The following is a 24,139-nucleotide window of genomic DNA, read 5'->3' as shown; positions in this document are numbered from 1 at the left end:
TGCCCGCCGACATGGCCGGCGCCCCGCGGGGCGCCGGTTTTTTTTCGTCCGGCCGCCGCTCGCCGGCGGGCAGCGTCCGGAGGATGGAGCATCCGGCTGTTTTTCGTCCCGGCGCGCGGCAGACATGCTAGATTGTTGGGCCTCATGGAGCCGTCCCTAACGTTATGAGCCGCACGCTGACCCGCGACGACCTGCGTCGCATCATGGCCATCCTGGCCGAGGCCGCCCAAGTGGAGATCCTGCCGCGCTTTCGCAACCTGCCCCTGCAGGCCGTGCGCGGCAAGAGTTCGCCGCGGGATCTCGTCACCGACGCCGACGAGGGCGCGGAACGGATGATCAGCGCGCGCCTGGCCAAGCTCTTCCCCGGCGCGGTGCTCATCGGCGAAGAAGCCACCACGCGCAACCCCGCGCTGCTGAACATGCTGGTCGACGCCGACCTGGCCTTTCTCATCGACCCCATCGACGGCACGCGCAACTATGTCGCCGGCCTGCCGCTGTTCGGCATGATGGTCGCGGCCTGCCACAAGGGCGACGTGATGGCCGGCATCATCTATGACCCGATCAACCGCGACGCCGCCATGGCCTTGCGCGGCGAAGGCGCCTGGTTCGAGCACGAAAACGGCAGCCAGGAAGTCATGCGGGTCGCCCAGCCCGTGCCGCCCGAGGACATGGACGGCTTCATCGCCACCGGCTCGCTGCCCGAACCGCTGCGCCACAAGGTCAATGGCAATCTGGCGCAACTGGCCAGCATGGCCTATCTGCGCTGCGCCGCGCACGAATACCGCATGGCCGCCGCGGGCCATGTGCACCTGCTGTTCTACAACAAGCTCATGCCCTGGGACCATGCAGCCGGCTGGCTGCTGCATCGCGAGGCGGGCGGTTATTCGGCCCATTTCGACGGCAGCCCCTACAAACCCACCCACCGCAGCGGCGGCCTGCTCTATGCGCCGGACGCGGGCAGCTGGCATGCCGCGCATCGCCTGCTGTTCGGCAGCGACGAGCCCCTGCTGGACCATCCGGGCGCGGCGGCCTGAGCTAGAGCGCGGCCAGCACCTGGTCGCAGGGCTGGCTGATCTTGAGCACCAGCAGGTCGTCGGCCCGGGTGCGGCCCAGATTGATGGCGGCCACGGGCTTGCCCTCGCGGGCGGCGGCCTGCACATAACGAAAGCCCGAGTGCACCATCAGGGATGAGCCCACGACCAGCACCGCGTCGGCGCGCGCCAGGCCCGCATAGGCGCGTTCGGTGCGCGCGCTGGGCACCAGTTCGCCGAAGAACACCACGTCGGGCTTGACGATGCCGCCGCAGCGCGGACAGGCAGGCACCGCGAACAGGCTGAAGTCCACGCCCTCCAGGTCGGCATCGCCGTCGGGCGCGTCATCGGCATCCAGGAAGACCCAGGCGGGATTCATGGCTTCGAGCTGGTCCTGCCAGGCCTTGCGCGGCCCGCGCCAGTCGCAGCGCGTGCACACCACTTCATCCAGGCGGCCATGCAGGTCGATGACCGCGCGGCTGCCGGCCGCCTCATGCAGGCCGTCCACATTCTGCGTGACCAGCAGTTCGATGCGGCCTTCGTTCTCCAGCCGCGCCAGCGCCAGATGCGCCGCGTTGGGCCGCAGCTGGCCGAAGCGGCGCCAGCCTATCATGCCGCGCGCCCAGTAGCGCGCGCGGGCCAGCTCGGCGCCCATGAAGGTCTGGAAATCAATGGGCGGCTTGCGCTTCCATTGGCCCTCGCCGTCGCGATAGTCCGGAATGCCGGAAGGCGTGCTGCAGCCCGCGCCGGTCAGCACGAAGAGCCGCCGATGGCAGTCGATGAAAGCCCGCAAGGCATCGATCTGGCCCGATACGACATCCATGCGCGCCTCTCCTGTCATCAAGCCGCCGCCGCGGCCGGCGCGCGCCGGGGTTCGCGCACCGGCAGGTGCACGGCGGCCGAGATCAGGCCGATGGCGATGGACAGCAGCCAGACCGCGTCATAGGCGCCGGTCACCTCGAACAGCACGCCGCCCAGCCACACGCCCAGGAAACTCCCGACCTGATGGCCCAGGAACACCACGCCGAACAGGGTGGACAGCGACTTCAGGCCGAAGAGCTGCGCCACCAGCCCGGTGGTCACCGGCGCCGTGCCCAGCCACAAAAAGCCCATCGCGCCGGCGAACACCAGGGTCGAGGCGACGCTGACCGGCACCAGGAAGTAGGCCGTGATGACGGCGGTGCGTATCAGGTAGAGGCTGGCCAGCACGTATTTCTTGGGGCGCCGCTCGCCCATCCAGCCGAAGAAGAAAGTGCCCGCGATGTTGAACAGCCCCACCAGGCCCAGCGCCAGCGCGGCTGTATTGCCGCCTATGCCGTGATCCGAGAGATAGGCGGGCAGGTGCGTGGCGATGAAGGCCAGGTGAAAACCGCAGGCCATGAAGCCGACCCACAGCAGCCAGAGATCGCGATTGCGCAGGCTGGCGCCGATGCCGGCCGAGACCTGCGTTTCGACCGGAGCGGCGCGCGGCGCCTCGCGCAGCGCATAGGCCAGCGGCGCCATCAGCGCCAGCAGCACGGCGCAGGTCACCAGGGCGCCCTGCCAGCCGAAAGCGCCGATCAAATACATGCCCAGGGGCAGCATGATGAATTGCCCGAGCGCCCCCATGGCCGAAACCGCGCCCAGGGCCGCGGAGCGGCGCGCGGCCGGCACCTTGCGCCCGACCGCGCCGTTGACCGTCCAGGCGGTGCCGGCCAGGCCCAGGCCGACCAGCACGCCGGCCGACAGCGCCAGGCTCAGGCGCCCATCGGACAAGGTGGTCAGCAACAGCCCCGCCACGTAGAACGCGGCGCCGCCCAGGATCACGCGCGCCGTGCCGAAGCGGTCGGCCAGATAGCCGGAGAACGGCTGCGCCAGGCCCCAGACGATGTTCTGCAAGGCAATGGCGAAAGAAAAGGTCTCGCGCGTCAGCCCAAAGGATAGGACGATGGGCAATTGATAGAGGCCGACGCTGTGGCGCTGCCCCAGCGTCAGGCCCAGCACGATGCCCGCGGCGATCACCACGGGCCAGATGGACGGCGAACGGGCGCCGGACTGCGATACCGCGGACATCGATGTCTCCAGGATGGCCGGACCGCGTCCGGCGCCGCATGTTTGCCGTCAGCCGCCCAGGCCGCAGTTAGGCATGTCGTTGACCAGGCTGGCCTGGGTCACGTTGCTGTTGGGCGGGACGCTGCGCGTGAGCCAGACGTTGCCGCCTATGGTCGAGCCTTTGCCGATGGTGATGCGGCCGAGAATGGTCGCGCCGGCGTAGATGACCACGTCGTCCTCGATGATGGGGTGGCGCGGCAGGCCCTTCTTGAGCTCGCCGTTCTCGCCGGGCGGAAAGCGCTTGGCGCCCAGCGTCACCATCTGGTAGAGACGCACCCGGTCGCCGATGATGGCGGTCTCGCCGATCACCACGCCCGTGCCGTGGTCGATGAAGAAGCTGCGGCCGATGGTGGCGCCCGGATGGATGTCGATGCCGGTGTCGGCATGCGCGATCTCGGCCACGATGCGCGCCAGCATGGGCGCGCCCAGGCGATAAAGCACATTGGCCAGGCGATGATGGATCATCGCCGTCACGCCCGGATAGCACAGCAGCACTTCATCGACGCTGCGCGCGGCCGGGTCGCCCTGGTAGGCGGCCGTGACGTCCAGGTCCAGCGCCTGGCGCACCGCGGGCAAGGCCGCGCCGAAGGCGCGCACGATCTCGACGGCGCGCTCCAGGGTCTCGTCGTGGGGACGCGGATCGTCGCGCCCCAGGTGCTCCAGCTCCAGGCAGACCTGCTGCAGCAGCGCATCGAGCGCCGCGCCTATGGTGTGCCCGACGTAGAAATCCTCGACTTCTTCGCGCAGGTCCAGAGGCCCCAGGCGCATGGGGAACAAGGCCCCGCAGAGCTGCTTGATGATGTCCTGCAGGCTTTCCTGGGAGGGGAACTCGCGGCCGCCCGAACTGGCGTCGCGCAAACGCCCGCGCGGACCGCGCCAGGCCACCCGCGCCGCCCTCAGCCCCGAGACGATGCCATCCAGATTCCAGTGCGCTTGCGCCAGATCCTTGCTCATGACCGGGCTCCCCGGTGCGGTTCGATTCGAGAAAAAACCATGCTTAACCTCAGAATGGACGCATGCCGGCGCAGGCGCCTCTATGTCATTTTCAGATAACAGGGGTCACTGTAACCGCTGACTGCCGGCCGCCGCGGGGCGGCTGACATGGCGGCGGGGTTTTGACCCCTCGGGCCTGTGACGCCCTTGCAACACTGCATCGCAGCATAACCGCCGCGCGCAAGACTTGCCCTGGGCCGGTCGCCGGCCGGCACGGCGCTTGCAGGCCCGCGGCCGGCCCGATGGCGCGGCGCAGCACAGGCATTTCCAGCGCTTTCGGGACAAACCCTGATCCCCGCGGCAAGGGCTCGCCCTCCCGGGCGCAAGTCCGTATATTGAATTCAAACAAACGTTTGAATCAGGAGGCGCCATGCAAGACACCCGCAGCACCCGGGACATCATCCTGGAAAGCGCCGAACGCCTGTTCGCCCAGCAGGGCTACGACGGCACGTCCATGCGCCAGATCACCAGCGCCGCCGGCGTCAACCTGGCCGCCGTGAACTACCACTTCGGCAGCAAGGAGGCCCTGGTGCAGGCGGTGCTCAAGCGTCGGCTGGAAATCGTCAACCGAGAGCGCCTGCGCCTGCTGGACGCGCTGCAGGCCCAGGCTGGCGGCAAACCCCTGAAACCCTCGCAGATCGTCGACGCCTTCTTCGGCACCCTGCTGCGGCTGGCCGCCAGCCCCGACCACGACGGCAAGACGTTTCTGCCGCTGCTCGAACGCACCATGACCGACCCGGCCGGCTTCATACGCACCTTGTTCGCCGACGAGTACGCGGATGTCATCGAGCGCTACAAGAACGCCTTGTTCGACGCCCTGCCCGATGTGCCGCGCGCCGAAATCATGTGGCGCTTTCAATTCATGCTGGGCGCGACCTCCTACGCCATCATCGGCACGGACACCCTGCGCATCGTGACCGGCTGGACGCTGGACGAACGCGATCAGCCCGACAATCCCGAACTGCTGCTGCCGCGCCTGATGAGCTTTCTGCTCGGCGGCCTGCGCGCGCCGCTGCCGGCCACCATGGCCACCGCCTGAGGTCTCGTCATGAGCATCCTGAACATTGTCTTGATACTGTTGGCCGCGGCGGCGGCCGCCGCCGTGCTGCTGCTGGCGATCGCGCCCCTGCGCCGCGCGCTGCTGACCCGGCCCGTGTTCAACCTCTACCGCAGGCTGCTGCCCCAGATGTCCGACACCGAGCGCGATGCCCTGGAGGCGGGCACGGTGTGGTGGGAGGGCGAACTGTTCCGTGGCCGCCCCGACTGGCAGCGGCTGCTGGCCATCCCCCGGCCCGGCCTGACCGAGGAAGAACAGGCCTTTCTGGACGGCCCCGCCGCCCGGCTCTGCGCCATGGTGGACGACTGGCGCGTGACCGAGCAGGAGGGCGACCTGCCCGCCGAGGTCTGGGCCGCGCTCAAGCGCGAGGGCTTTTTCGGCATGATCATCCCCAAGGCCTATGGCGGCCTGGGGTTCTCGGCCTACGCGCACTCCGAGATCGTCACGCGGCTGTCGACCCGCTCGTCGGCGCTGGCCGTCTCGGTCATGGTACCCAACTCGCTGGGGCCGGCCGAGCTGCTGCTGCACTATGGCACCCAGGCCCAGAAAGACCATTACCTGCCGCGCCTGGCGCGCGGCGAGGAGATCCCGGCTTTCGCGCTCACCAGCCCGTGGGCGGGCTCGGACGCGGCGGCCATCCCCGACCACGGCGTCGTCTGCCGCGGCCAGTGGCAGGGCCGCGAAGTCCTGGGCATGCGCGTGACCTGGGACAAGCGCTACATCACGCTGGCGCCGGTCTGCACCCTGCTGGGCCTGGCCTTCCGGCTCTATGACCCCGAGGGCCTGTTGGGTCCGACGCGCGACATCGGCATCACCTGCGCCCTGGTGCCGCACGATCATCCGGGCGTGCAGACAGGACGCCGGCACTTCCCGCTCAACGCCATGTTCATGAACGGCCCGACACGCGGCCAGGACGTCTTCATGCCCCTGGACTTCATCATCGGCGGCGCCGGCATGGCGGGCCAGGGCTGGCGCATGCTCATGGAATGCCTGGCGGCGGGCCGCTCCATCTCGCTGCCCTCCTCCAACACGGGCATGTCGCAGCTTACCGCCCGCGCGGTGGGCGGCTATGCGCGCGTGCGCAGCCAGTTCCACGTGCCGGTGGGCAAATTCGAGGGCGTGGAAGAAGCGCTGGCGCGCATCGGCGGCCATACCTACGCCATGGATGCGGCGCGCGTCATGACCGCCGGCGCCATCGACCTGGGCGAGCGCCCCTCGGTGGTCTCGGCCATCGTCAAATACCACGTCACCGAGCGCGCGCGCCAGGTCGTCAACGACGGCATGGACATCATCGGCGGCAAGGGCATCTGCCTGGGCCCGTCCAATTTCCTGGGACGCGCCTACCAGCAACTGCCCATCGGCATCACCGTCGAAGGCGCCAACATCCTGACCCGCAGCCTCATCATCTTCGGCCAGGGCGCCATCCGCTGCCATCCGCATGTGCTCGACGAAATGCGCGCCGCGCAAAACCCCAAGACCGACGAGGGCCTGCTGGCCTTCGACCAGGCCTTCTGGGCCCATGCGCGCTTTGTGGCGGCCAACACGCTGCGCGCCCTGGGCAGCGCGCTGACCGCGGGCCGTCTGAACCGCGCCCCCGCGCAGGCCGATGCGGCCATGCGGCCCTACTACCGCCAGCTCGGCCGTCTGTCGGCCGCCTTTGCCCTGCTCTGCGACAGCTGCATGCTGGCGCTGGGCGGCAGCCTGAAGCGGCGCGAAAGCCTGTCGGCCCGGCTGGGCGACATCCTGGCCCAGATGTATCTGGCCAGCGCCGTGCTCAAGCGCTTCGAAGACCAGGGACGCCAGGCCGAGGATCTGCCGCTGGCGCACTGGGCCGTCCAGGACGCGCTCTGGCGCGCGCAGGAAGCCTTCTTCGGCGTGCTGGAGAACCTGCCCAATCGCTGGGCGGCGGCCGGCGTGCGCCTGGCCGCCTTCCCCTGGGGCCGGCCCTGGAAGCGTCCGTCCGACCGGCTGGGGCAGCAAGTGGCCCGGCTGCTGATCGCGCCCGGCGGCGCGCGCGACCGGCTCACCGCCAATTGCTTCATTCCGGCCGACACCCGCGAGCCCGTGGCCGCCATCGAGGCGGCGCTGGCCGCCACGCTGCAGGCCGAGGCCATCGAGACGCGCGTGCGCCAGCTGGAGAAGAGCGGCACGCTGGGCGCCAATCCCAAGGCCAATGTGCGCGACATCGCCACGGCGGCCTTCGAGGCCGGCGCGCTGGGCCAGGAGGACTATGCCATCATGCAAAAGCGCAATGCCCTGCGCGACCAGGTCGTGAAAGTCGACGACTTCCCTTTCGACCTGGGCCGCACGCCCCCCGCCTGAGGAATTCGCCATGGCTTTCGAACCGGTTTATGTCGTCGACGGCGCCCGCTCGCCCTTCCTGAAGGCCCGCACCGGGCCCGGGCCCTTCGCGGCCTCGGACCTGGCCGTGCAGGCCGGACGCGCGCTGCTGCTGCGCCAGCCTTTCGCCCCGCCCGATCTTGACGAAGTCATCATCGGCTGCGCCGCGCCGTCGCCCGAAGAGGTCAATATCGGGCGCGTCATCGGCCTGCGCCTGGGCTGCGGCCACCGCGTGCCGGGCTGGACGGTGCAGCGCAACTGCGCCTCGGGCATGCAGGCCCTGGACAGCGCCATCGCCAACATCCAGCTCGGGCGCAGCCAGCTGGTGCTGGCCGGCGGCACCGACGCGCTGTCGCGCGCGCCGCTGCTGTTTTCCGACGAAATGGCAGGCTGGCTCGCGCAGTGGTTCGCGGCCCGCGGCCTGGGCGCGCGCCTGGCGCTCATCGGCAAGCTGCGCCCGCGCTATCTGGCGCCGGTGATCGGTCTGCTCAAAGGGCTGACCGATCCGGTTGTCGGCCTGTCCATGGGCCAGACGGCCGAAAATCTCGCCACCCGCTTCGGCATCGACCGCGCCATGATGGACGCCTATTCGGCGCGCAGCCACCAGCGGGTGCTGGCGGCGCAGGAGGCGGGCCGGCTGGCGGAAATCCAGCCCCTGGCCGACCGCCAGGGCAAGCTCTACCTGGCCGACGACGGCGTGCGCGCGGACTCCAGCATGGAAAAGCTGGCCCGCCTCAAGCCGGTGTTCGACAAACCATTCGGCAATGTGACCGCGGGCAATAGCTCCCAGGTCAGCGACGGCGCGGCGCTATTGCTGCTGGCCTCCGAGGCCGCGGTGCGGCGCTGGAAGCTGCGGCCCATCGGGCGCATTCTCGACAGCCAGTGGGCCGGCCTGGATCCTGCTCAGATGGGCCTGGGGCCGGTCCATGCGGCCACGCCCATCCTGCAGCGCCACGGCCTGGCGCTTAACGACCTGGACCTGTGGGAGATCAACGAAGCCTTCGCCGCCCAGGTGCTTGCCTGCCTGGCCGCCTGGCAGGACGAGGCCTATTGCCGCGAGCACCTCGGCACGCCGGCCTGGGGCGCGCTGGACCCCGAGCGCCTGAACGTCGACGGCGGCGCCATCGCCATCGGCCATCCCGTCGGCGCCTCGGGAGCGCGCATCGTGCTGCACCTCTTGCAAGCCCTGCGCGCGCGCGGAGGCAAACGCGGCATGGCCGCCATCTGCATCGGCGGCGGCCAAGGCGGCGCCATGCTGGTCGAAACCCTGGAGGAGGCATGATGAACGCCACCCCGCAATGGCAACACTGGCGCCTGGAGACCGAGACCGACGGTCTGGCCTGGCTGGTCCTGGACCGCGCCGGCGCCAGCGTCAACGCCTTGTCGGCCGAGGTCATGGCCGAACTGTCCCAGGTGCTCGATCATCTCGACGCCGCCCCGCCCAAGGGCTTGATCATTCGCTCGGCCAAGCCCGGCGGCTTCGTGGTGGGCGCCGACATCGATGAGTTCGCCGGCCTGGACACCCCCGAGGATGCGCGCGCCCTGGTCGAGCGCGGCTGGCGGCTGTTCGGCCGGCTGGCCGATGTGCGCTATCCCACCCTGGCCCTGATCCACGGCATGTGCCTGGGCGGCGGCCTGGAGCTCGCGCTGGCCTGCCGCTACCGGCTGGTGGCCGACGAGCCCGGCACGGCGCTCGCGCTGCCCGAAGTCATGCTGGGCATCTTCCCGGGCTGGGGCGGCATGCTGCGCCTGCCCGCCTTGATCGGTGCGCCGGCGGCGCTGGACATGATGCTCACCGGCCGGCGCATCGACGCCCGGCGGGCCGCCGCGCTCGGCCTGGCCGATGCCCGCGTGCCCACCCGGCTGCTGCGCCAGGCGGCCCGCCAGACCGTCTTGTCGGGCCGGCCGCCGCGCCGCGCGCGCGGCCTAGCCGCCCTGAGCAATCTTTGGCCGCTGCGCGGCATCATTGCCGCGCGGGCGCGCAAGACCGTCGCGCGCAAGGACCCGCAGGGGCATTACCCCGCGCCGCTGGCCATCATCGACATCTGGGAGCGCCATCAGGGCAACGCGCTGCTGGCGCCGCATCTGCTGGCGCGCATCATCCAGTCGCCCACCGCGCGCAACCTGCTGCGCGTCTTCCGCCTGCAGGAGCGCCTGAAGGCCCATGCCCGGGGCGAGTCGGGGATCGGCCATGTGCATGTGATCGGCGCCGGCGTCATGGGCGGCGACATCGCCGCCTGGTGCGCCTACAAGGGCCTGGACGTGACCCTGCAGGACACCACGATGGAACGCATCGCGCCGGCGCTCAAGCGCGCTGGCGCCCTCTTCGGGCGGCGCCTGAAAGACCGGCGCGCCGCCCGCGCGGCCTTCGACCGCCTGATCCCCGATCCCCAGGGCGCCGGCGTGGCGCGCGCCGACCTGGTCATCGAGGCCATCACCGAACAGGTCGAGGCCAAGCAGGCCCTCTACCGCCAGATCGAACCGCGCCTCAAGCCGGGGGCCCTGCTGGCCACCAACACCTCCAGCCTGTCGCTGGCCACGCTGCGCGAAGGCCTGGCCGACCCGCTGCGTCTGGTGGGCATGCATTTCTTCAATCCGGTGGCCAAGATGCCGCTGGTCGAGGTGATCGCCGCGCCGGGCAGCGAGGCCGCGCAGGCGCGCGCCTGCGCCTTCGTGGGGCAGTTGGGCAAGCTGCCCCTGCCGGTGCGCGATGCGCCGGGCTTTCTGGTCAATGCGGTGCTGGCCCCGTATATGCTCGAAGCCATGCGCTGCGTGGACGAAGGGCTGGCGCCCGACACCGTCGATGCGGCGATGACGGCCTTCGGCATGCCCATGGGCCCGCTGGAACTGGCCGACACGGTGGGGCTGGACATCGCCCTGGCGGCGGGCCGCCAATTGGCCGGCCAGGCGGAGCCGCCCGCTTGCCTGGCCCAGCGCGTGGCGCGCGGCGAACTCGGACGCAAGACGGGCCGCGGCTTCTACCGCTGGCAGGATGACAGGCCGGAACGCGGCAGCGCCGGCCGCGCGCCCCCGGGCCTGGCGCAACGGCTGATCACGCCCCTCATCGACCGCACCCAGGCCCTGGTCGACACCGACATCGTGGCCGACGCCGACCTCGCCGATGCCGGCGTGATCTTCGGCACCGGTTTCGCACCCTTTACCGGCGGCCCCTTGCATTACCGCCTATCCCTGGCCGGCGGCAGCGACCGGCCCGCCGATCCCCCGCAGCCCCCAAAATAAACACCCGGAGACTATCCACCATGACTCGACGCCTCCTCGCCTTGAAGACCCTGGTCGCCGCCCTGGCCGGCCTGGGCGCGGCGCAAGCCCACGCCGCCGGCTTCCAATTGCTCGAACAGAACGCCAGCGGCCTGGGCAACGCCTACGCCGGTTCGGGCGCCAATCCGGAAAACGCCAGCATCATGTACTACAACCCCGCCGGCCTCACCTATCTGCCCGGCGTATCGGTCAGCGCGGGCATCAACGCCATCCGGCCGTCCTTCAAGTTCAAGGACAACGGCGACAGCCGCAATCCCAGGGCCCTGGGCGGCGGCATCCCCACCGGCGGCAATGGCGGGGACGCGGGCAGCTGGGGCTATGTGCCCAACTTCTATCTGTCGTGGCAGGTGACCGACAAATGGTATCTGGGCCTGGGCGTGGGCGCGCCCTTCGGCCTGATGACCGAATACGACGACGGTTGGAAAGGCCAATACCACTCCAATAAATTCGACATCAAGACCATCAACATCAATCCCACGGTCGCCTACAAGGTCAACGAGATGTTCTCGCTGGGCGCGGGCCTGAACTGGCAGCGCATCGACGCCGAGTACAAGAAAAAGACCGTGGTGCCGGTCGGGCCGCTGGTCACCACGGGCGATGCCACGCTCAACATGGACGGCGACGCCTGGGGCTGGAATATCGGCATGATGCTGCAGCCGACCGAAGCCACCCGCATCGGCCTGTCCTATCGCTCCAAGATCCGTCAGACCGCCACCGGCACGACCGACGTCGACAACATCCGCACGCCGCTGGGCATGCGCAGCGCCTCCTACGACGCCAAGGCCAAGGTGGACCTGCCCGACACCCTGCTGCTGAGCGTCAGCCACCAGCTGAACGAAAAATGGCAGCTGCTGGGCGATATATCCTGGACCGGCTGGAGCAGCATCCCCCAGCTGCGGATCCAGAACGACGGCGCGGGCACCGACGAGCTACCGCTCAATTTCCGCGACAGCTGGCGCGTGGCCCTGGGGGCGACCTATAAATTCGCCGAACAATGGAGGTGGAAGTTCGGCGTGGCCTTCGACCAATCGCCGGTCTACAAGGCCAGCGACCGCCCGGCCTCGCTGCCCGACAATGACCGCTGGTGGTTCTCGACCGGGGTCCAGTACCTGGTCAGCAAGGACACGACCATCGATCTGGGCTATACCTATCTCTATGTGCGCGATTCCAGCATTGACTCCACGTCCGGCAATCCGCTGACCAAGGGCCGGGTCGCGGGCGACTACACCAGCAAGGGCAATATCATCGGCCTGCAGGTCTCGACCCGCTTCTGACCCCAGGAGCCGGGCGGCGGGCCCGCCCGGCGCAACGACAGGAGGTTTTCGTGAGTACGTTCACCGTCAAGCATGCCGCCGTCCTCGGGGCCGGCGTCATGGGCGCGCAGATCGCGGCGCACCTGGCCAACGCCGGCATTCCGGTCACGCTATTCGACCTGACCGCCAAGGAAGGGCCGCGCAACGGCGTGGCCGAACGGGCGCTGGCCGGGCTGCGCAAGCTGGAGCCGGCGCCCCTGGCAAGCCCCGACCGGCTCGCCCTGATCGCGCCGGCCAACTATGACGATGACCTGGCCCGCCTGAAGCAGTGCGATCTCGTCATCGAAGCCATCGCCGAACGGCTGGACTGGAAAACCGCGCTCTATCACCGCATCGCGCCGCATGTGGCGCCCGACGCCATCCTCGCCTCCAATACCTCGGGCCTGTCCATCAACACGCTGGCCGACGCCCTGCCCGAAGCCCTGCGCCCGCGCTTTTGCGGCGTGCACTTCTTCAACCCGCCGCGCTATATGCGTCTGGTGGAAATCATCGCCACGGCCCACACCCGGCCCGAGGTGCTGAACCATCTCGAAACCTGGCTGACCTCGCGCCTGGGCAAGGGCGTGATCCGCGCGCTGGACACGCCCAACTTCGTGGCCAACCGCATCGGCGTATTCGCCATCCTGGCCGCGCTGCATCACACACAGCGCCTGGGACTGGGCTTTGACGAGGTGGACGCGCTGACCGGCCCGCGCCTGGGCCGCCCCAAGAGCGCCACTTACCGCACCGCCGACGTGGTGGGCCTGGACACCCTGGCCCATGTCGTGGGCACCATGCGCGACCAGCTGCCGCAAGATCCCTGGCATGGCTATTTCGCCGTGCCCGCCTGGCTGCAGGCCCTGATCGACCAGGGCGCGCTGGGGCAGAAAAGCGGCGCCGGCGTGTACAAGAAAGCCGGCAAGGACATCCTGGTGCTCGATCCGGCCACCGGGCAGTACCGTCCCTCGGCAGGCAAGATCACGCCGGCCGTGGAGGCCATCCTCAAAGAGCGCGATCCGGCCAAGCGCCTGGCCGCGCTGCGCGCCAGCCAGGAGCCGCAAGCCCAGTTCGTCTGGAGCCTGCTGCGCGACACCTTCCATTACAGCGCCGTGCACCTGGCCGACGTGGCCGACAATGCGCGCGACCTGGACCTGGCCATGCGCTGGGGCTTCGGCTGGGCGCAAGGCCCCTTCGAGACCTGGCAGGCGGCCGGCTGGCAGGCGCTGGCCCAGGCCATCGCCGAGGATATCGCCGCCGGGCGCGCCATGAGCGCCGCTCCCCTGCCCGACTGGGTCGCGGCGCGCGACGGCGTGCACAGCGAGGCCGGCTCCTGGTCCGCCCGCGCGCAGACGCTGCGGCCGCGCTCCAGCCTGCCCGTCTATCAGCGCCAGCTGGTCGCCGAGCGCCTGGTGGGCGAAGCGCCCGCGCCGCGCGGCGACACGGTCTGGGAAAACGCAGGCGTGCGCCTGTGGCGGCTGCCCGGGCAGGACAGCGGCCTGGCCATCCTGTCGCTGACCTCCAAGATGCACACGCTGGGCAGCGAAGTGCTGCAGGGCATACAAGAAGCCGTGGCGCGCGCCGAACGCGACTTCGATGGCCTGGTCTTCTGGCATGAAGCCCCCTTTGCCGTGGGCGCCAATCTCGAACAGGTCTACCAGGCCTGCCAGGCCGGGCAGTTCGACATGCTGGAGGCCATGGTCGAGAAGTTCCAGCGCACCTCGCTCTGCCTGCAGGAAGCCCGCATCCCCGTGGTGGCGGCCGTGCAGGGCATGGCCCTGGGCGGCGGCTGCGAATTCCTCATGCGCGCCAGCCACCGCGTGCTGGCGCTGGAGAGCTATATCGGCCTGGTGGAGGCCGGCGTGGGCCTGATCCCGGCCGGCGGCGGCAGCGCCTTCCTGGCCGGCCGGGCCGCCGACCTGGCGCGGGCCACGGCCACGCCCAATGAGGTCTTCCCCTATCTGCAGCCGGTGTTCCAGAACATCGCCACCGCCCAGGTCAGCAAGAGCGCGCCGCAGGCGGTCTCCATGGCCTATGCCCAGGCCCAGGACATCATCGCCTTCCATCCCGACGAGCTGCTGTGGATCGCGCTGCGCGTGGCGCGCGCCGCGGCCGACGCCGGCCATGTGCCGCGCCGGCCACGCGCGGCCATCCCCGTGGCCGGCCGCACGGGCATCGCCAACTTCGAGATGGCGCTGGTCAATATGCGCGCCGGCGGCATGATCAGCGCGCATGACTACCGCGTGGCGCGCAGCGCCGCCGTGGCTCTGTGCGGCGGCGAAGTCGAGGCCGGCACCGTGGTCGACGAGGAGTGGATGCTCGCTGTGGAGCGGCGCGAGTTCGTGGCGCTGTTGCGCACGCCCGAGACCCAGGCCCGCATCCGCCACACCCTGGACACCGGCAAGCCGCTGCGCAACTGAGGAAACCGCATGAGCCACACCGACGCCTATATCGTTGCCGCCACCCGCCTGCCCGTGGGCAAGCGCAACGGCATGTACGCCACCACCCGCCCCGACGATATGCTGGCCGCCGCCTTGCAAGGCGCGCTGGCCCAGGTCCCCTCGCTGGATCCCGCCCTGATCGAGGATGTCATCGCGGGCTGCGCCATGCCCGAGGCCGAACAGGGCATGAACGTCGCCCGCATGTCGCTGCTGCTGGCCGGGCTGCCGCAATCGGTGGCCGGCGTGACCGTCAACCGTTTCTGCGCCTCGGGCCTGCAGGCCGTGGCCGATGCCGCCGCCCGCATCCGCAATGGCGAAGCCGATGTCATGATAGGCGCGGGCACCGAGTCCATGAGCGCCATGCCGCAGATCATGGGCAACAAGGTCGCCCTCAATCCGGCCATCTTCGCCCGCGAAGCAACCCTGGGCATGGCCTATGGCATGGGCCTGACCGGCGAGCAGGTGGCCCAGCGCTGGAAGGTCTCGCGCGCCGACCAGGACGCCTTCGCGCTGGCCTCGCACCAAAAAGCCTGCGCGGCCATCGCGGCCGGCCACTTCCGCGCCGAGATCACGCCCTACACCATCGTCAAGCACCTGCCCGACGGCCGCAGCGGCGCGGTGCGCGTGACCGAACGACTGGCCGACACCGACGAAGGCCCGCGTCCGGACACCTCCCTCGACGCGCTGGCCCGCCTCAAGCCCGTCTTCGCCGCGGGTGGCAGCGTCACGGCCGGCAACAGTTCGCAGATGTCGGATGGCGCCGGCGCGGTCATCCTGGTCTCCGAGCGCATGCTCAAACAGTTCCAGTTGCAGCCCCTGGCGCGCTTCGTGAGCTTCTCGGTGGCCGGCGTGCCGCCCGAGATCATGGGCATCGGCCCCATCGCCGCCGTGCCCAAGGCCCTGGCGCGCGCCGGCATCGCGCTGCCGGACATCGGCTGGATCGAATTGAACGAGGCCTTTGCCGCGCAGTCGCTGGCGGTGATCCGCGATCTGGGCTTCGACCCGGCCCGCGTCAACCCGCTGGGCGGGGCCATCGCCCTGGGCCACCCCCTGGGCGCGACCGGCGCGCTGCGCACCGCCACGCTCGTGCATGGGCTGCGCCGCAGCGGGGCCCGCTACGGCATGGTGACAATGTGCATCGGCACCGGCATGGGCGCGGCCGGCATCTTCGAGGCGCTCTAAGTGAAGCTGGAATGGCTGCGCTATCTGCCGGCCGCCTGGCGGCCCGCCGCCCTGCGCCTGGGGTTCAACCTGCACCCGGCCTTTCGCGCCACGGGCGGACGGGTGACCGAGGTGTCCAGCGACTACCGCAACCTGCGCGTGCGCCTGCCCCTGAACCGGCGCACGCGCAATCTCATGGGATCCATTTACGGCGGCTCGCTGTTCGCCGTCACCGACGGGGCGCATCCGACGATGCTCATGCTCGCCCTGGGCCGGGAAGTCATCGTCTGGGACAAGGCGGCCAGCATCCGGTTTCGCCGCCCCGCCTACGAAACGCTGTATGCTCAGTTCCATCTGCCTCGCGAAGAAATCGCGCAGATACGCACCCTGCTCGATAGCCAGCACGAAACCACGCGCGTCTACACGGTCGAGCTCAAGGACGCCGCCGGCGTGGTCTACGCCGTGGTCGAACGCACGGTCTATCTCGCAGACAAAGCCTTCTACCGCCAGAAGACTTCAGGAGCCGCGCCATGGTCTGCCGCTACCGACTCTCCTGCCTGCCCCCCCTCGCCCGAGGAGGGCTCGCCGCCTTGATCCTCGTTTGCGCGGCGCCGGCGCGCGCCGACCAGACCATAGACGGCGTGGCCATCGCCTCCGAGGTCACCCAAGGCCCCCGGACCCTCAAGCTGGTGGGCGCGGGGGTGCGCACCAAGTTCGTCTTCAGGATCTATGTGGCCGCGCTCTATGCGCTCGAACCCAGCCAAGACGCGCGCCGCCTGATCGAAGGCCCCGGCGCGCGCCGCTTGCATCTGCAGATGCTGCGCGACGTCGACAGCGCGACGCTGGAAGAGGCCATGCACGACGAGCTCAAGGCCAACCACAGCGCCGACGACGTCCGGGCGCTCACGCCGGCCATCGAGCGCCTGTCGCAATTGCTCAAGACCACGGATCGCCTGCATGAAGGCGACACCATAGATCTGGAAATCGACGCCGGCGCGGTCGCCATCCTGTACAACCGCCAGAACAAAGGCCGCATCGACGATCCGCGGCTGCCGGCGGCGCTCATGCGCGTATGGCTGGGCGACAACCCGACGCAAACTTCGCTCAAACAGGCCCTGCTCGGCCTGCGCTAGGAAACCCATGGAAAGACTCTGGCTGCGCAACTATCCCGAAGGTGTTCCCCCCGAGATCCAGGCCAACGGTTCGCTGCTTGACGTGCTGGAAGAAGCCGTTGCGCGCTTTGCCGACAAAACGGCCTACCTCAGCCTGGGCGCGGCCATCAGCTACGGCGATCTCGACCGCCTGTCGCGCCACTTCGCCGCCTGGCTGCAGGCGCGGGGCCTGGGGCCCGGCGACCGCGTGGCCGTGATGATGCCCAACCTGCTGCAGTACCCGGTGGCGGTGTTCGGCATCTTGCGGGCCGGATGCGTGGTCGTGAACTGCAACCCGCTCTACACCGCGCGCGAACTGCGCCACCAGCTGGCCGACTCCGGCGCGCGCGCCATCGTCATCGCCGAGAACTTCGCCGCCACGCTGCAGGCCGTGCTGCCCGACACCCAGGTCCGGCATATCGTCGTGACGGCGGTGGGCGACATGCTGCGTCCGGTCAAGGCGCGCCTGGTCAACTTCGTGGTCCGCCACCTCAAGAAAGGCGTGCCGGCCTGGGCGCTGTCCGGCCATATCCGGTGGCGCGAGGCCCTGCGGCAAGGCGGCGAACAGCCCTATACCCGCCCCGCCGTCGCCGAGAACGACCTGGCCTTTCTGCAATACACCGGCGGCACCACGGGGGTGGCCAAGGCGGCCATGCTAAGCCATGGCAATATGGTGGCCAATCTCAACCAGGCCCATGCCTGGGTCCGCCCGCTGACGGTCGACGGCCAAGAGTGCGTGATAACCGCCCTGCCGCTCTATCACATCTTCGCGCTGACGGCCAACTGCCTGACCTTTCTCAAACTGGGCGCGCGCAATGTGCTCATCCTCGATCCGCGCAATATACCGGCCATGGTGCGCGAGCTGCGCCGCCATCCCTTTACGTGCTTCACGGGCGTGAACACTCTCTTTTGCGCGCTGCTCGGCGACAAAGGCTTTCAGGCGCTGGACTTCCACGCGCTGCGGCTCACCCTGGGCGGCGGCATGGCGGTGCAGAAGGTCGTGGCCGACCGCTGGCGCGCCCTGACGGGCAAGCCGCTGGCGCAGGCCTATGGCCTGACCGAAGCCTCGCCGGCCGTGGCGCTCAACCCGCTGGACCGGCAGGATTTCAACGGCTCGGTGGGCCTGCCCGTGCCCTCCACCGATATCTCCATCCGCGATGACCAGGGGCGCGAGGTGGACTTGGGGCAGACCGGCGAAATCTGCGTGCGCGGCCCGCAAGTGATGCGCGGCTATTGGCAGCAGCCCGAGGAAACCGCCCTGGTCTTCTATCCGGACGGTTTTCTGCGCACCGGCGACGTGGGCTATCTCAACCCCGAAGGCTATCTCTACCTGGTCGACCGCAAGAAGGACATGATCCTGGTCTCGGGATTCAACGTCTATCCCAGCGAGGTCGAAGACGTGGCCACGACCTGCTCCGGCGTGCGCGAAGCCGCCGCCGTGGGCTGGCCCGACAAACACTCCGGCGAATCGGTACGCCTGTTCGTGATCGCCGACGACCCGGCGCTTACGGAACAGGCCGTGATCGACCATTGCCGCCGCTACCTGACGGGCTACAAAGTGCCGCGCCATGTGGTGTTCCGCAAGGAACTGCCGCGCAGCAATGTGGGCAAAATCCTCAGACGCACCTTGCGCGACGAAGGCGGGGCGCAATGAAAAAAGCCCGCAAGCATGGCTTGCGGGCTTTTCCGACAATCTGGCGCGCCCGGCAGGATTCGAACCCACGACCCCTTGGTTCGTAGCCAAGTACTCTATCCAACTGAGCTACGGGCGCTAAAGAGGCGAGATTATATCGCCTTTTCAGCGCTTGTCCAGCGGCTCAGGCCGTCAGGGCCGGATAATCGATATAGCCGTGCTCGCCGCCGCCATAAAAAGTCTTCTGGTCCGGCGTATTGAGGGGCGAATGATTGCGCAGGCGCTCGACCAGGTCCGGATTGGCGATGAACAGCCTGCCAAAGGCGATCAGGTCGGCCGCCCCGCTTTCGACAGCGGCCTCTGCCAGCTTGCCGTCGTAGCCATTGTTGAGCATCCAGGCGCCCCGGCCGCCGGCATTGCGGTAGGCGGCCTTGAACCGCGCATAATCAAACGGCTGCGGGCCTTGCGAGAAATCCCTCGCGCCGCCCGTGGCGCCCTCGATGATATGGACATAAGCCAGGCCATAGCCGGCCAGGCGGGCGGCCACGTAGTCGAACAGCTCCTGGGGACGGTCGTCGCTGCTGTCATTGGCCGGCGTCACCGGCGAGAGACGGATGCCGACGCGGCCGCCGCCGATCTCGGCCACCACGGCGTCAAGCACCTCGAACAGGAAGCGGGCGCGATTCTCGATGCTGCCGCCATAGGCGTCATCGCGATGATTGGAGCCCGAGCGCAGGAACTGGTCGATCAGATAGCCGTTGGCCGCGTGCAGCTCCACGCCATCGAAGCCGGCCTCGCCCACGGCCGCGCGGGCGGCGCGGCGGAAGTCATCGACGATGCCCGGGATCTCGGCGGCGTCGAGCGCGCGCGGCGCCGAGGTCTCGGCGAAAGCGCCGCTGCCATCGGGATTGACGAGATAGGTCTTGGCCTTGGCCTGGATCGCCGAAGGCGCCACCGGCGCCTGGCCGCCGGGCTGCAGGGTGGTGTGCGAGATCCGGCCGACATGCCACATCTGCACGACGATCTTGCCGCCCTTGGCGTGCACCGCATCGGTCACGCGGCGCCAGCCCGCCAGTTGCTCGGGCGCATACAAGCCGGGCACATCGGCATAGCCCTGGCCCTGATGCGACACCGGCGTGGCCTCGGTGATCAGCAGGCCGGCGCTGGCGCGCTGCGCATAATAGGTCGCCGTGATGGGCTGGGGTACGGCATTGGGCGAACGATTGCGCGTCAGCGGCGCCATCACGATGCGATTGGCCAATTGCAGATCACCGACGGTGATGGGCTGGAACAACTTGGACATGAATGCCTCTCGAAAAAATACGGGCGAAGGAAACAGGCGGTTTACAACTCGGTCTGCAAGGTCTTCAGGAACTCGGCGATCGTGGCCTCGTTGCGCTGATAGAACACCCACTGCCCCATGCGGCGGGTCTGTACGAGCCCGGCGCGCTGCAGGATGCCCAGATGGGTGGACACGGTGGACTGCGACAATCCGCAGCGCTCGAACTGGCCCGCGCACACGCCGATATCCAGGGGATGCTCCTGCCCGGCGAAATGCCGCTCGGGCTCTTTCAGCCAGGCCAGGATATTCCGTCGCGCCGGATGGGCCAGCGCCTTGAGGATGTCTTCGGTGTTGATGCTCATTCGACTCTCTCGGATTGAGGCTTCCATCATATATCGAAAAATCTAAATATACAGATATATCGATATATGCGTAGGGATATGGGTGGGGATATTGTTGCGGGTATTGCGCATCAGAATCCTGCCCACGCCGCGGCGGACGCCGCCTAGGCGAAGCGGAAAAAGAAAAAAGCCTGCAAGCATCGCTTGCAGGCTTTTTGATATGGCGCGCCCGGCAGGATTCGAACCCACGACCCCTTGGTTCGTAGCCAAGTACTCTATCCAACTGAGCTACGGGCGCAGAAGAAAGATTATAGCGTGTTTTTCATGGTTGTCCAATCGCCTGCCGTTTGCCCGCTTTTTGCCCGCCTCGCGCGCCGGGGCGATGAATATAAATGAGACTTGTTATTTTCTGATTGACTGTCCGATGACGCTTCCCTGCTCCTGTCGCCCGCCCCGCGCGGCAAGACCGTTGTTTCTGAGGAGTCCCTTCCGTGTCGCCATCATCGGATAACACCCGCCGCTTCCTGCTCGCTCTCACCCTCGCCCTGGGCGCCTGCCTGGGCGCGACCGCCCAGGCGGCCGGCAAATTCAAGGTCGTCACCACCTTCACCATCATCGCCGACATGGCGCGCAACGTGGCCGGAGACGCGGCCGAGGTCACCGCCATCACCCGGCCCGGCGCCGAAATCCACGATTACCAGCCCACGCCCGGCGACCTGGCCCGCGCCCAGGATGCGCAGCTCATCCTCTGGAACGGCCTGAATCTCGAGCGCTGGTTCGAGCGCTTCTTCAGCCGCCTCAAAGATGTCCCCGGGGCCGTGGTCACGCAGGGCATCATCCCCATGGGCATCGAGGCCGGCCCTTATCTGGGCAAGCCCAATCCGCATGCCTGGATGTCGCCCGACAACGCGCTGATCTACGTGGACAATATCCGCGACGCCCTGGTCAAGCATGACCCGGCCCATGCCGATACCTACCGCGCCAATGCGCAGGCCTACAAGGCCCGCATCCGCGCAACCCTGGACCCCATCCGCGCGCGCCTGCGGGACATCGCGCCCGAACGCCGCTGGCTGGTGTCCAGCGAAGGCGCTTTCAGCTATCTGGCGCGCGACTTCGGCCTCAAGGAGCTCTATCTCTGGCCCATCAATGCCGACCAGCAGGGCACGCCGCAACAGGTGCGGCGCGTCATCGACCTGGTGCGCGAGCACGGCATACCGGCCGTCTTCAGCGAGAGCACGATTTCGCCCGCCCCGGCCATGCAGGTCGCGCGCGAGACCGGCGCGCGCTATGGCGGCGTGCTTTATGTGGATTCCCTCAGCGAATCCGACGGCCCGGTGCCCACCTATCTGGATCTGCTGCGGGTCACGACCGACACGATCGCACGCGGATTGCAGCCCTGATGCGCGCGCCCGAAGCCGCCGGCCTGAGCGTCGCGCAGGCCACCGTCACCTACCGCAACGGCCATACGGCGCTGCGCGACGCCAGCTTCGAGATTCCGCCCGGCAGCATCGCCGCCCTGGTGGGCGTCAACGGCAGCGGCAAGTCCACCTTGTTCAAGGCCATCATGGGCTTGCAGCGGCTGGCGCGCGGCGAGGTCCAGGTCCTGGGAATGACGGCGCGCGCGGCCCTGCGCCGCAAGCTGGTGGCCTATGTGCCGCAAAGCGAAGACGTGGACTGGCACTTCCCCGTCCTGGTCGAGGATGTCGTCATGATGGGACGCTATGGGCATATGGGTCCGCTGCGCCGGCCGCGCGCGGCGGATCGCCAGGCCGTGGCCTCGGCGCTGGCGCGCGTGGGCATGGCCGCGCTGCGCGCCCGCCAGATAGGCGAGTTGTCCGGCGGCCAGAAAAAACGGGTCTTCCTCGCCCGGGCGCTGGCCCAGGATGCGCGCCTGCTTCTGCTCGATGAGCCCTTCACCGGCGTGGACGTGGCCACCGAGGATGCCATCATCGCCCTGCTGGGCCGCCTGCGCGACGAGGGCCGCGTCGTGCTGGTCTCCACGCACAACCTGGGCAGCGTGCCGGAGTTCTGCGACCGCGCCGTGCTCTTGAACCGGACCGTGCTGGCCCATGGCCCCGTCACCGAGGTCTTCACGCAGGCCAATCTGCAAGCGGCTTTCGGCGGCGTGCTCAGGCAATTCGTGCTCAGCGACAGCGACGAGCGGCGCGCCCAGGCCGTGGGCATTTTCTCCGATGACGAGCGTCCGCTAGTGTTCTATGGCGACACCGCGACCCCGCGCGAACCCCGTCCCACGCCATGATCGCCCAACTGGCCGCGCCCTTCGCCTATGACTACATGCTCAAGGCCATGTGGGTTTCCGCCCTGGTGGGCATGGTCTGCGCCTTTCTGTCCGCCTACCTGATGCTCAAGGGCTGGTCGCTGATCGGCGATGCCCTGTCGCACGCCATCGTGCCCGGCGTGGCGGGCGCCTACATGCTGGGGCTGCCTTTTTCCGGCGGGGCCTTTCTATCGGGCCTGCTGGCCTCGGGCGCGATGCTCTTGCTCAAGCAGCGCACACCGCTGAAGGAAGACGTGGTCATCGGCCTGGTGTTCGCGGCCTTCTTCGGCCTGGGCCTGTTCATGGCTTCGCTGTCGCCCTCGGCGGTCAATCTGCAGACCATCATCATGGGCAACATCCTGGCCATCACGCCGCAAGACACGCTGCAGCTGGCCATCATCGGCCTGGTCTCGCTGGCCGTCCTGCTATGCAAATGGAAGGACTTGATGGTGGCCTTCTTCGATGAAAACCATGCCTGGTCGATCGGCCTCGATCCCCAAGCCCTCAAGGCGCTGTTCTTCACCCTGCTGGCGGCATGCACGGTGGCCGCCATGCAGACGGTGGGCGCCTTTCTGGTGGTGGCCATGGTGGTCACGCCCGGCGCCACGGCCTATCTGCTGACCGACCGTTTCGCGCGCCTGCTGGCCCTGAGCACGGCCATCGGCGCGGCCAGCAGCTTTGCCGGGGCCTACGCCAGCTATTTTCTGGACGGCGCCACCGGCGGCATCATCGTGCTCTTGCAGACGCTGTGCTTTCTGGCCGCCTTTGTCTTCGCGCCCAAGCATGGGCTGCTGGCCGCGCGCCGCCGCGCCCGGAAAACGCCATGAGCCCGCTGTCCGAACTGCTGTCGGCGCCGCTTGCGTTCGACTTCATGCGCCAGGCGCTCATGATTGCCGTCCTGGTCGCCGTCCCCACGGCGCTGCTGTCGTGCTTCCTGGTGCTCAAGGGCTGGGCGCTGATGGGTGACGCCGTCTCCCATGCCGTCTTCCCGGGCGTGGTGCTGGCCTACATGGCCGGCCTGCCGCTCGAAGCGGGCGCCCTGGCCGCGGGCATGCTCTGTGCCGCGGGCACGGGCTATCTACAGACCCACAGCCGGCTCAAGCAGGAAACCGTGATGGGCGTCGTCTTCTCCGGCATGTTCGGCCTGGGGGTGGTGCTGCATGCCGGCGCACGCAGCGATGTGCACCTGGACCACATCCTCTTTGGCGACATGCTGGGCACGGCCTGGCCCGATCTGCTGGAAAGCGGCGCCATCGCCTTGCTGGTGACGGGCGTCATCGTCCTGAAGTGGCGCGACCTCCTGCTGCAGGCCTTCGATCCCGTCCAGGCGCGCGCCCTGGGCCTGGCGGCCGGCCTGCTGCACTACGGGCTGCTGGCCTTGCTGTCGCTATCCATCGTGGGCGGCATGAAGGCCGTCGGCATCATCCTGATCATCGCGCTGCTGATCGCGCCCGGCGCCATCGCCCTGCTCCTGACCCGCCGCTTCGGCGCCATGCTGGTCTGCGCCGTCGCCGTCGCGGCCGGGGGCAGCCTGGCCGGCGTCTACCTGAGCTTTTTCCTCGACAGCGCGCCCGCGCCCACCATCGTGGTCTGCCTGTCGCTGCTGTTTCTCGCCGCGCTGGCCTGCCGGCGGATCAAGCGGCCGGCCGCGGCATGAACAGCCTCGGCGGCAAAACCATAACGAAAATCGGTCTTCCGCGCGGCTGACCGGCCTGGCGGCCAGCGATCCGCCCGCGCCCGGGCAGCGCCGGGGGGGCTGTCCTTACGGGCAC

Annotated in this window: 20 protein-coding genes and 2 tRNA genes; 15 read left to right on the top strand and 7 right to left on the bottom strand. The window is 68.7% G+C overall.

Going from position 1 to position 24,139, the window contains the following annotated elements; all coding sequences use genetic code 11:
• Positions 1-164 precede the first annotated feature (164 nt).
• A complete protein-coding gene (locus L540_RS15025; RefSeq protein ID WP_043214382.1) occupies positions 165-1,034 on the top strand; it encodes an inositol monophosphatase family protein in 870 nt (289 codons plus the stop codon).
• Position 1,035: 1 nt separating this feature from the next.
• Here the strand turns inward: L540_RS15025 and L540_RS15020 are convergent, their stop codons facing one another.
• The 3 genes from L540_RS15020 to epsC are packed head-to-tail and all read right to left on the bottom strand — an operon-like array spanning position 1,036 to position 4,076.
• Complete coding sequence (locus L540_RS15020; RefSeq protein ID WP_043214379.1) at positions 1,036-1,854, bottom strand: NAD-dependent protein deacetylase; 819 nt, start codon at positions 1,852-1,854, stop codon at positions 1,036-1,038.
• 17 nt (positions 1,855-1,871) lie between these two features.
• On the bottom strand, positions 1,872-3,083 hold the full coding sequence (locus tag L540_RS15015; RefSeq protein ID WP_043214377.1) for an MFS transporter: 1,212 nt from the start codon (positions 3,081-3,083) through the stop codon (positions 1,872-1,874).
• 48 nt (positions 3,084-3,131) lie between these two features.
• The gene (epsC, locus tag L540_RS15010) at positions 3,132-4,076 is read right to left on the bottom strand and encodes a serine O-acetyltransferase EpsC (protein ID WP_043214376.1); all 945 of its coding nucleotides are present in this window, start codon (positions 4,074-4,076) and stop codon (positions 3,132-3,134) included.
• A 409-nt stretch (positions 4,077-4,485) separates the two neighbouring features.
• Here epsC and L540_RS22000 point away from each other — a divergent pair, with 409 nt between their 5' ends.
• From L540_RS22000 to L540_RS14960, 10 genes are read left to right on the top strand one after another with little or no spacing between them, the layout of a single operon-like run.
• On the top strand, positions 4,486-5,154 hold the full coding sequence (locus tag L540_RS22000) for a TetR/AcrR family transcriptional regulator (RefSeq protein ID WP_043214374.1): 669 nt from the start codon (positions 4,486-4,488) through the stop codon (positions 5,152-5,154).
• Between the two features lie 18 nt (positions 5,155-5,172).
• Entirely contained in the window at positions 5,173-7,494 is a 2,322-nt protein-coding gene (locus L540_RS15000) for an acyl-CoA dehydrogenase (protein ID WP_043215518.1), read from the top strand.
• A gap of 10 nt (positions 7,495-7,504) precedes the next feature.
• The gene (locus L540_RS14995) at positions 7,505-8,794 is read left to right on the top strand and encodes an acetyl-CoA C-acetyltransferase (RefSeq protein ID WP_043214372.1); all 1,290 of its coding nucleotides are present in this window, start codon (positions 7,505-7,507) and stop codon (positions 8,792-8,794) included.
• Entirely contained in the window at positions 8,794-10,752 is a 1,959-nt protein-coding gene (locus L540_RS14990) for a 3-hydroxyacyl-CoA dehydrogenase NAD-binding domain-containing protein (RefSeq protein WP_043214371.1), read from the top strand. The genes L540_RS14995 and L540_RS14990 overlap by 1 nt, the downstream gene beginning before the upstream one ends.
• A 20-nt stretch (positions 10,753-10,772) precedes the next feature.
• Positions 10,773-12,065 carry an OmpP1/FadL family transporter gene (locus L540_RS14985; protein WP_043214370.1) on the top strand — a complete coding sequence of 431 codons (1,293 nt, stop codon included), beginning with the start codon at positions 10,773-10,775 and terminating at the stop codon, positions 12,063-12,065.
• A gap of 50 nt (positions 12,066-12,115) precedes the next feature.
• Complete coding sequence (locus tag L540_RS14980; protein ID WP_043214367.1) at positions 12,116-14,500, top strand: 3-hydroxyacyl-CoA dehydrogenase/enoyl-CoA hydratase family protein; 2,385 nt, start codon at positions 12,116-12,118, stop codon at positions 14,498-14,500.
• A 9-nt stretch (positions 14,501-14,509) separates the two neighbouring features.
• Positions 14,510-15,703 carry an acetyl-CoA C-acyltransferase gene (locus L540_RS14975; RefSeq protein ID WP_043214366.1) on the top strand — a complete coding sequence of 398 codons (1,194 nt, stop codon included), beginning with the start codon at positions 14,510-14,512 and terminating at the stop codon, positions 15,701-15,703.
• A complete protein-coding gene (locus L540_RS14970) occupies positions 15,704-16,276 on the top strand; it encodes a DUF4442 domain-containing protein (protein WP_043215516.1) in 573 nt (190 codons plus the stop codon).
• A complete protein-coding gene (locus L540_RS14965) occupies positions 16,273-16,815 on the top strand; it encodes a chalcone isomerase family protein (RefSeq protein ID WP_231584822.1) in 543 nt (180 codons plus the stop codon). The genes L540_RS14970 and L540_RS14965 overlap by 4 nt, the downstream gene beginning before the upstream one ends.
• A 7-nt stretch (positions 16,816-16,822) precedes the next feature.
• Complete coding sequence (locus L540_RS14960; RefSeq protein ID WP_043214364.1) at positions 16,823-18,487, top strand: AMP-binding protein; 1,665 nt, start codon at positions 16,823-16,825, stop codon at positions 18,485-18,487.
• A gap of 41 nt (positions 18,488-18,528) precedes the next feature.
• Here L540_RS14960 and L540_RS14955 read toward each other — a convergent pair.
• The 4 genes from L540_RS14955 to L540_RS14940 all read right to left on the bottom strand — a co-directional run bounded on the left by L540_RS14955 (position 18,529) and on the right by L540_RS14940 (position 20,387).
• A tRNA-Arg gene (locus tag L540_RS14955) sits at positions 18,529-18,605 on the bottom strand.
• 45 nt (positions 18,606-18,650) lie between these two features.
• Positions 18,651-19,769: an alkene reductase gene (locus L540_RS14950; protein WP_043214362.1), complete on the bottom strand. Its 1,119-nt coding sequence runs from the start codon at positions 19,767-19,769 to the stop codon at positions 18,651-18,653.
• 41 nt (positions 19,770-19,810) lie between these two features.
• Entirely contained in the window at positions 19,811-20,110 is a 300-nt protein-coding gene (locus L540_RS14945) for an ArsR/SmtB family transcription factor (protein ID WP_082149649.1), read from the bottom strand.
• Positions 20,111-20,310: 200 nt separating this feature from the next.
• Positions 20,311-20,387 (bottom strand) — tRNA-Arg (locus L540_RS14940).
• A 193-nt stretch (positions 20,388-20,580) separates the two neighbouring features.
• On the opposite strand from L540_RS14940, the gene L540_RS14935 reads away from it, so the two are divergent.
• The 4 genes from L540_RS14935 to L540_RS14920 are packed head-to-tail and all read left to right on the top strand — an operon-like array spanning position 20,581 to position 24,024.
• Positions 20,581-21,489, top strand: coding sequence for a metal ABC transporter substrate-binding protein (locus L540_RS14935; protein WP_043214360.1), 909 nt, complete (start codon positions 20,581-20,583; stop codon positions 21,487-21,489).
• A complete protein-coding gene (locus L540_RS14930; RefSeq protein WP_043214357.1) occupies positions 21,489-22,349 on the top strand; it encodes a manganese/iron ABC transporter ATP-binding protein in 861 nt (286 codons plus the stop codon). The genes L540_RS14935 and L540_RS14930 overlap by 1 nt, the downstream gene beginning before the upstream one ends.
• Positions 22,346-23,194 carry a metal ABC transporter permease gene (locus L540_RS14925; RefSeq protein WP_043214356.1) on the top strand — a complete coding sequence of 283 codons (849 nt, stop codon included), beginning with the start codon at positions 22,346-22,348 and terminating at the stop codon, positions 23,192-23,194. The genes L540_RS14930 and L540_RS14925 overlap by 4 nt, the downstream gene beginning before the upstream one ends.
• Positions 23,191-24,024: a metal ABC transporter permease gene (locus tag L540_RS14920; RefSeq protein WP_043214354.1), complete on the top strand. Its 834-nt coding sequence runs from the start codon at positions 23,191-23,193 to the stop codon at positions 24,022-24,024. Before L540_RS14925 ends, L540_RS14920 begins: the two co-directional genes overlap by 4 nt.
• The last annotated feature ends 115 nt before the right edge of the window (positions 24,025-24,139 follow it).

It is taken from the genome of Bordetella pseudohinzii, from assembly GCF_000657795.2.
Classification (GTDB): domain Bacteria; phylum Pseudomonadota; class Gammaproteobacteria; order Burkholderiales; family Burkholderiaceae_B; genus Bordetella; species Bordetella pseudohinzii.
The sequence above is the reverse complement of the archived record's forward strand: the minus strand, read 5'-3'. Positions and strand labels throughout refer to the sequence as shown.

Bases quoted from the DNA above. Each gene is read 5' to 3' on its own strand.
- L540_RS14960 (WP_043214364.1), top strand. From the start codon at position 16,823: ATGGAAAGACTCTGGCTGCGCAACTATCCCGAAGGTGTTCCCCCCGAG.
- L540_RS14985 (WP_043214370.1), top strand. From the start codon at position 10,773: ATGACTCGACGCCTCCTCGCCTTGAAGACCCTGGTCGCCGCCCTGGCC.
- L540_RS15025 (WP_043214382.1), top strand. From the start codon at position 165: ATGAGCCGCACGCTGACCCGCGACGACCTGCGTCGCATCATGGCCATC.
- L540_RS22000 (WP_043214374.1), top strand. From the start codon at position 4,486: ATGCAAGACACCCGCAGCACCCGGGACATCATCCTGGAAAGCGCCGAA.
- L540_RS14995 (WP_043214372.1), top strand. From the start codon at position 7,505: ATGGCTTTCGAACCGGTTTATGTCGTCGACGGCGCCCGCTCGCCCTTC.
- L540_RS14945 (WP_082149649.1), bottom strand. From the start codon at position 20,110: ATGAGCATCAACACCGAAGACATCCTCAAGGCGCTGGCCCATCCGGCG.
- L540_RS15020 (WP_043214379.1), bottom strand. From the start codon at position 1,854: ATGGATGTCGTATCGGGCCAGATCGATGCCTTGCGGGCTTTCATCGAC.
- epsC (WP_043214376.1), bottom strand. From the start codon at position 4,076: ATGAGCAAGGATCTGGCGCAAGCGCACTGGAATCTGGATGGCATCGTC.
- L540_RS14950 (WP_043214362.1), bottom strand. From the start codon at position 19,769: ATGTCCAAGTTGTTCCAGCCCATCACCGTCGGTGATCTGCAATTGGCC.
- L540_RS14930 (WP_043214357.1), top strand. From the start codon at position 21,489: ATGCGCGCGCCCGAAGCCGCCGGCCTGAGCGTCGCGCAGGCCACCGTC.
- L540_RS14990 (WP_043214371.1), top strand. From the start codon at position 8,794: ATGAACGCCACCCCGCAATGGCAACACTGGCGCCTGGAGACCGAGACC.
- L540_RS14925 (WP_043214356.1), top strand. From the start codon at position 22,346: ATGATCGCCCAACTGGCCGCGCCCTTCGCCTATGACTACATGCTCAAG.
- L540_RS14975 (WP_043214366.1), top strand. From the start codon at position 14,510: ATGAGCCACACCGACGCCTATATCGTTGCCGCCACCCGCCTGCCCGTG.
- L540_RS15015 (WP_043214377.1), bottom strand. From the start codon at position 3,083: ATGTCCGCGGTATCGCAGTCCGGCGCCCGTTCGCCGTCCATCTGGCCC.
- L540_RS14920 (WP_043214354.1), top strand. From the start codon at position 23,191: ATGAGCCCGCTGTCCGAACTGCTGTCGGCGCCGCTTGCGTTCGACTTC.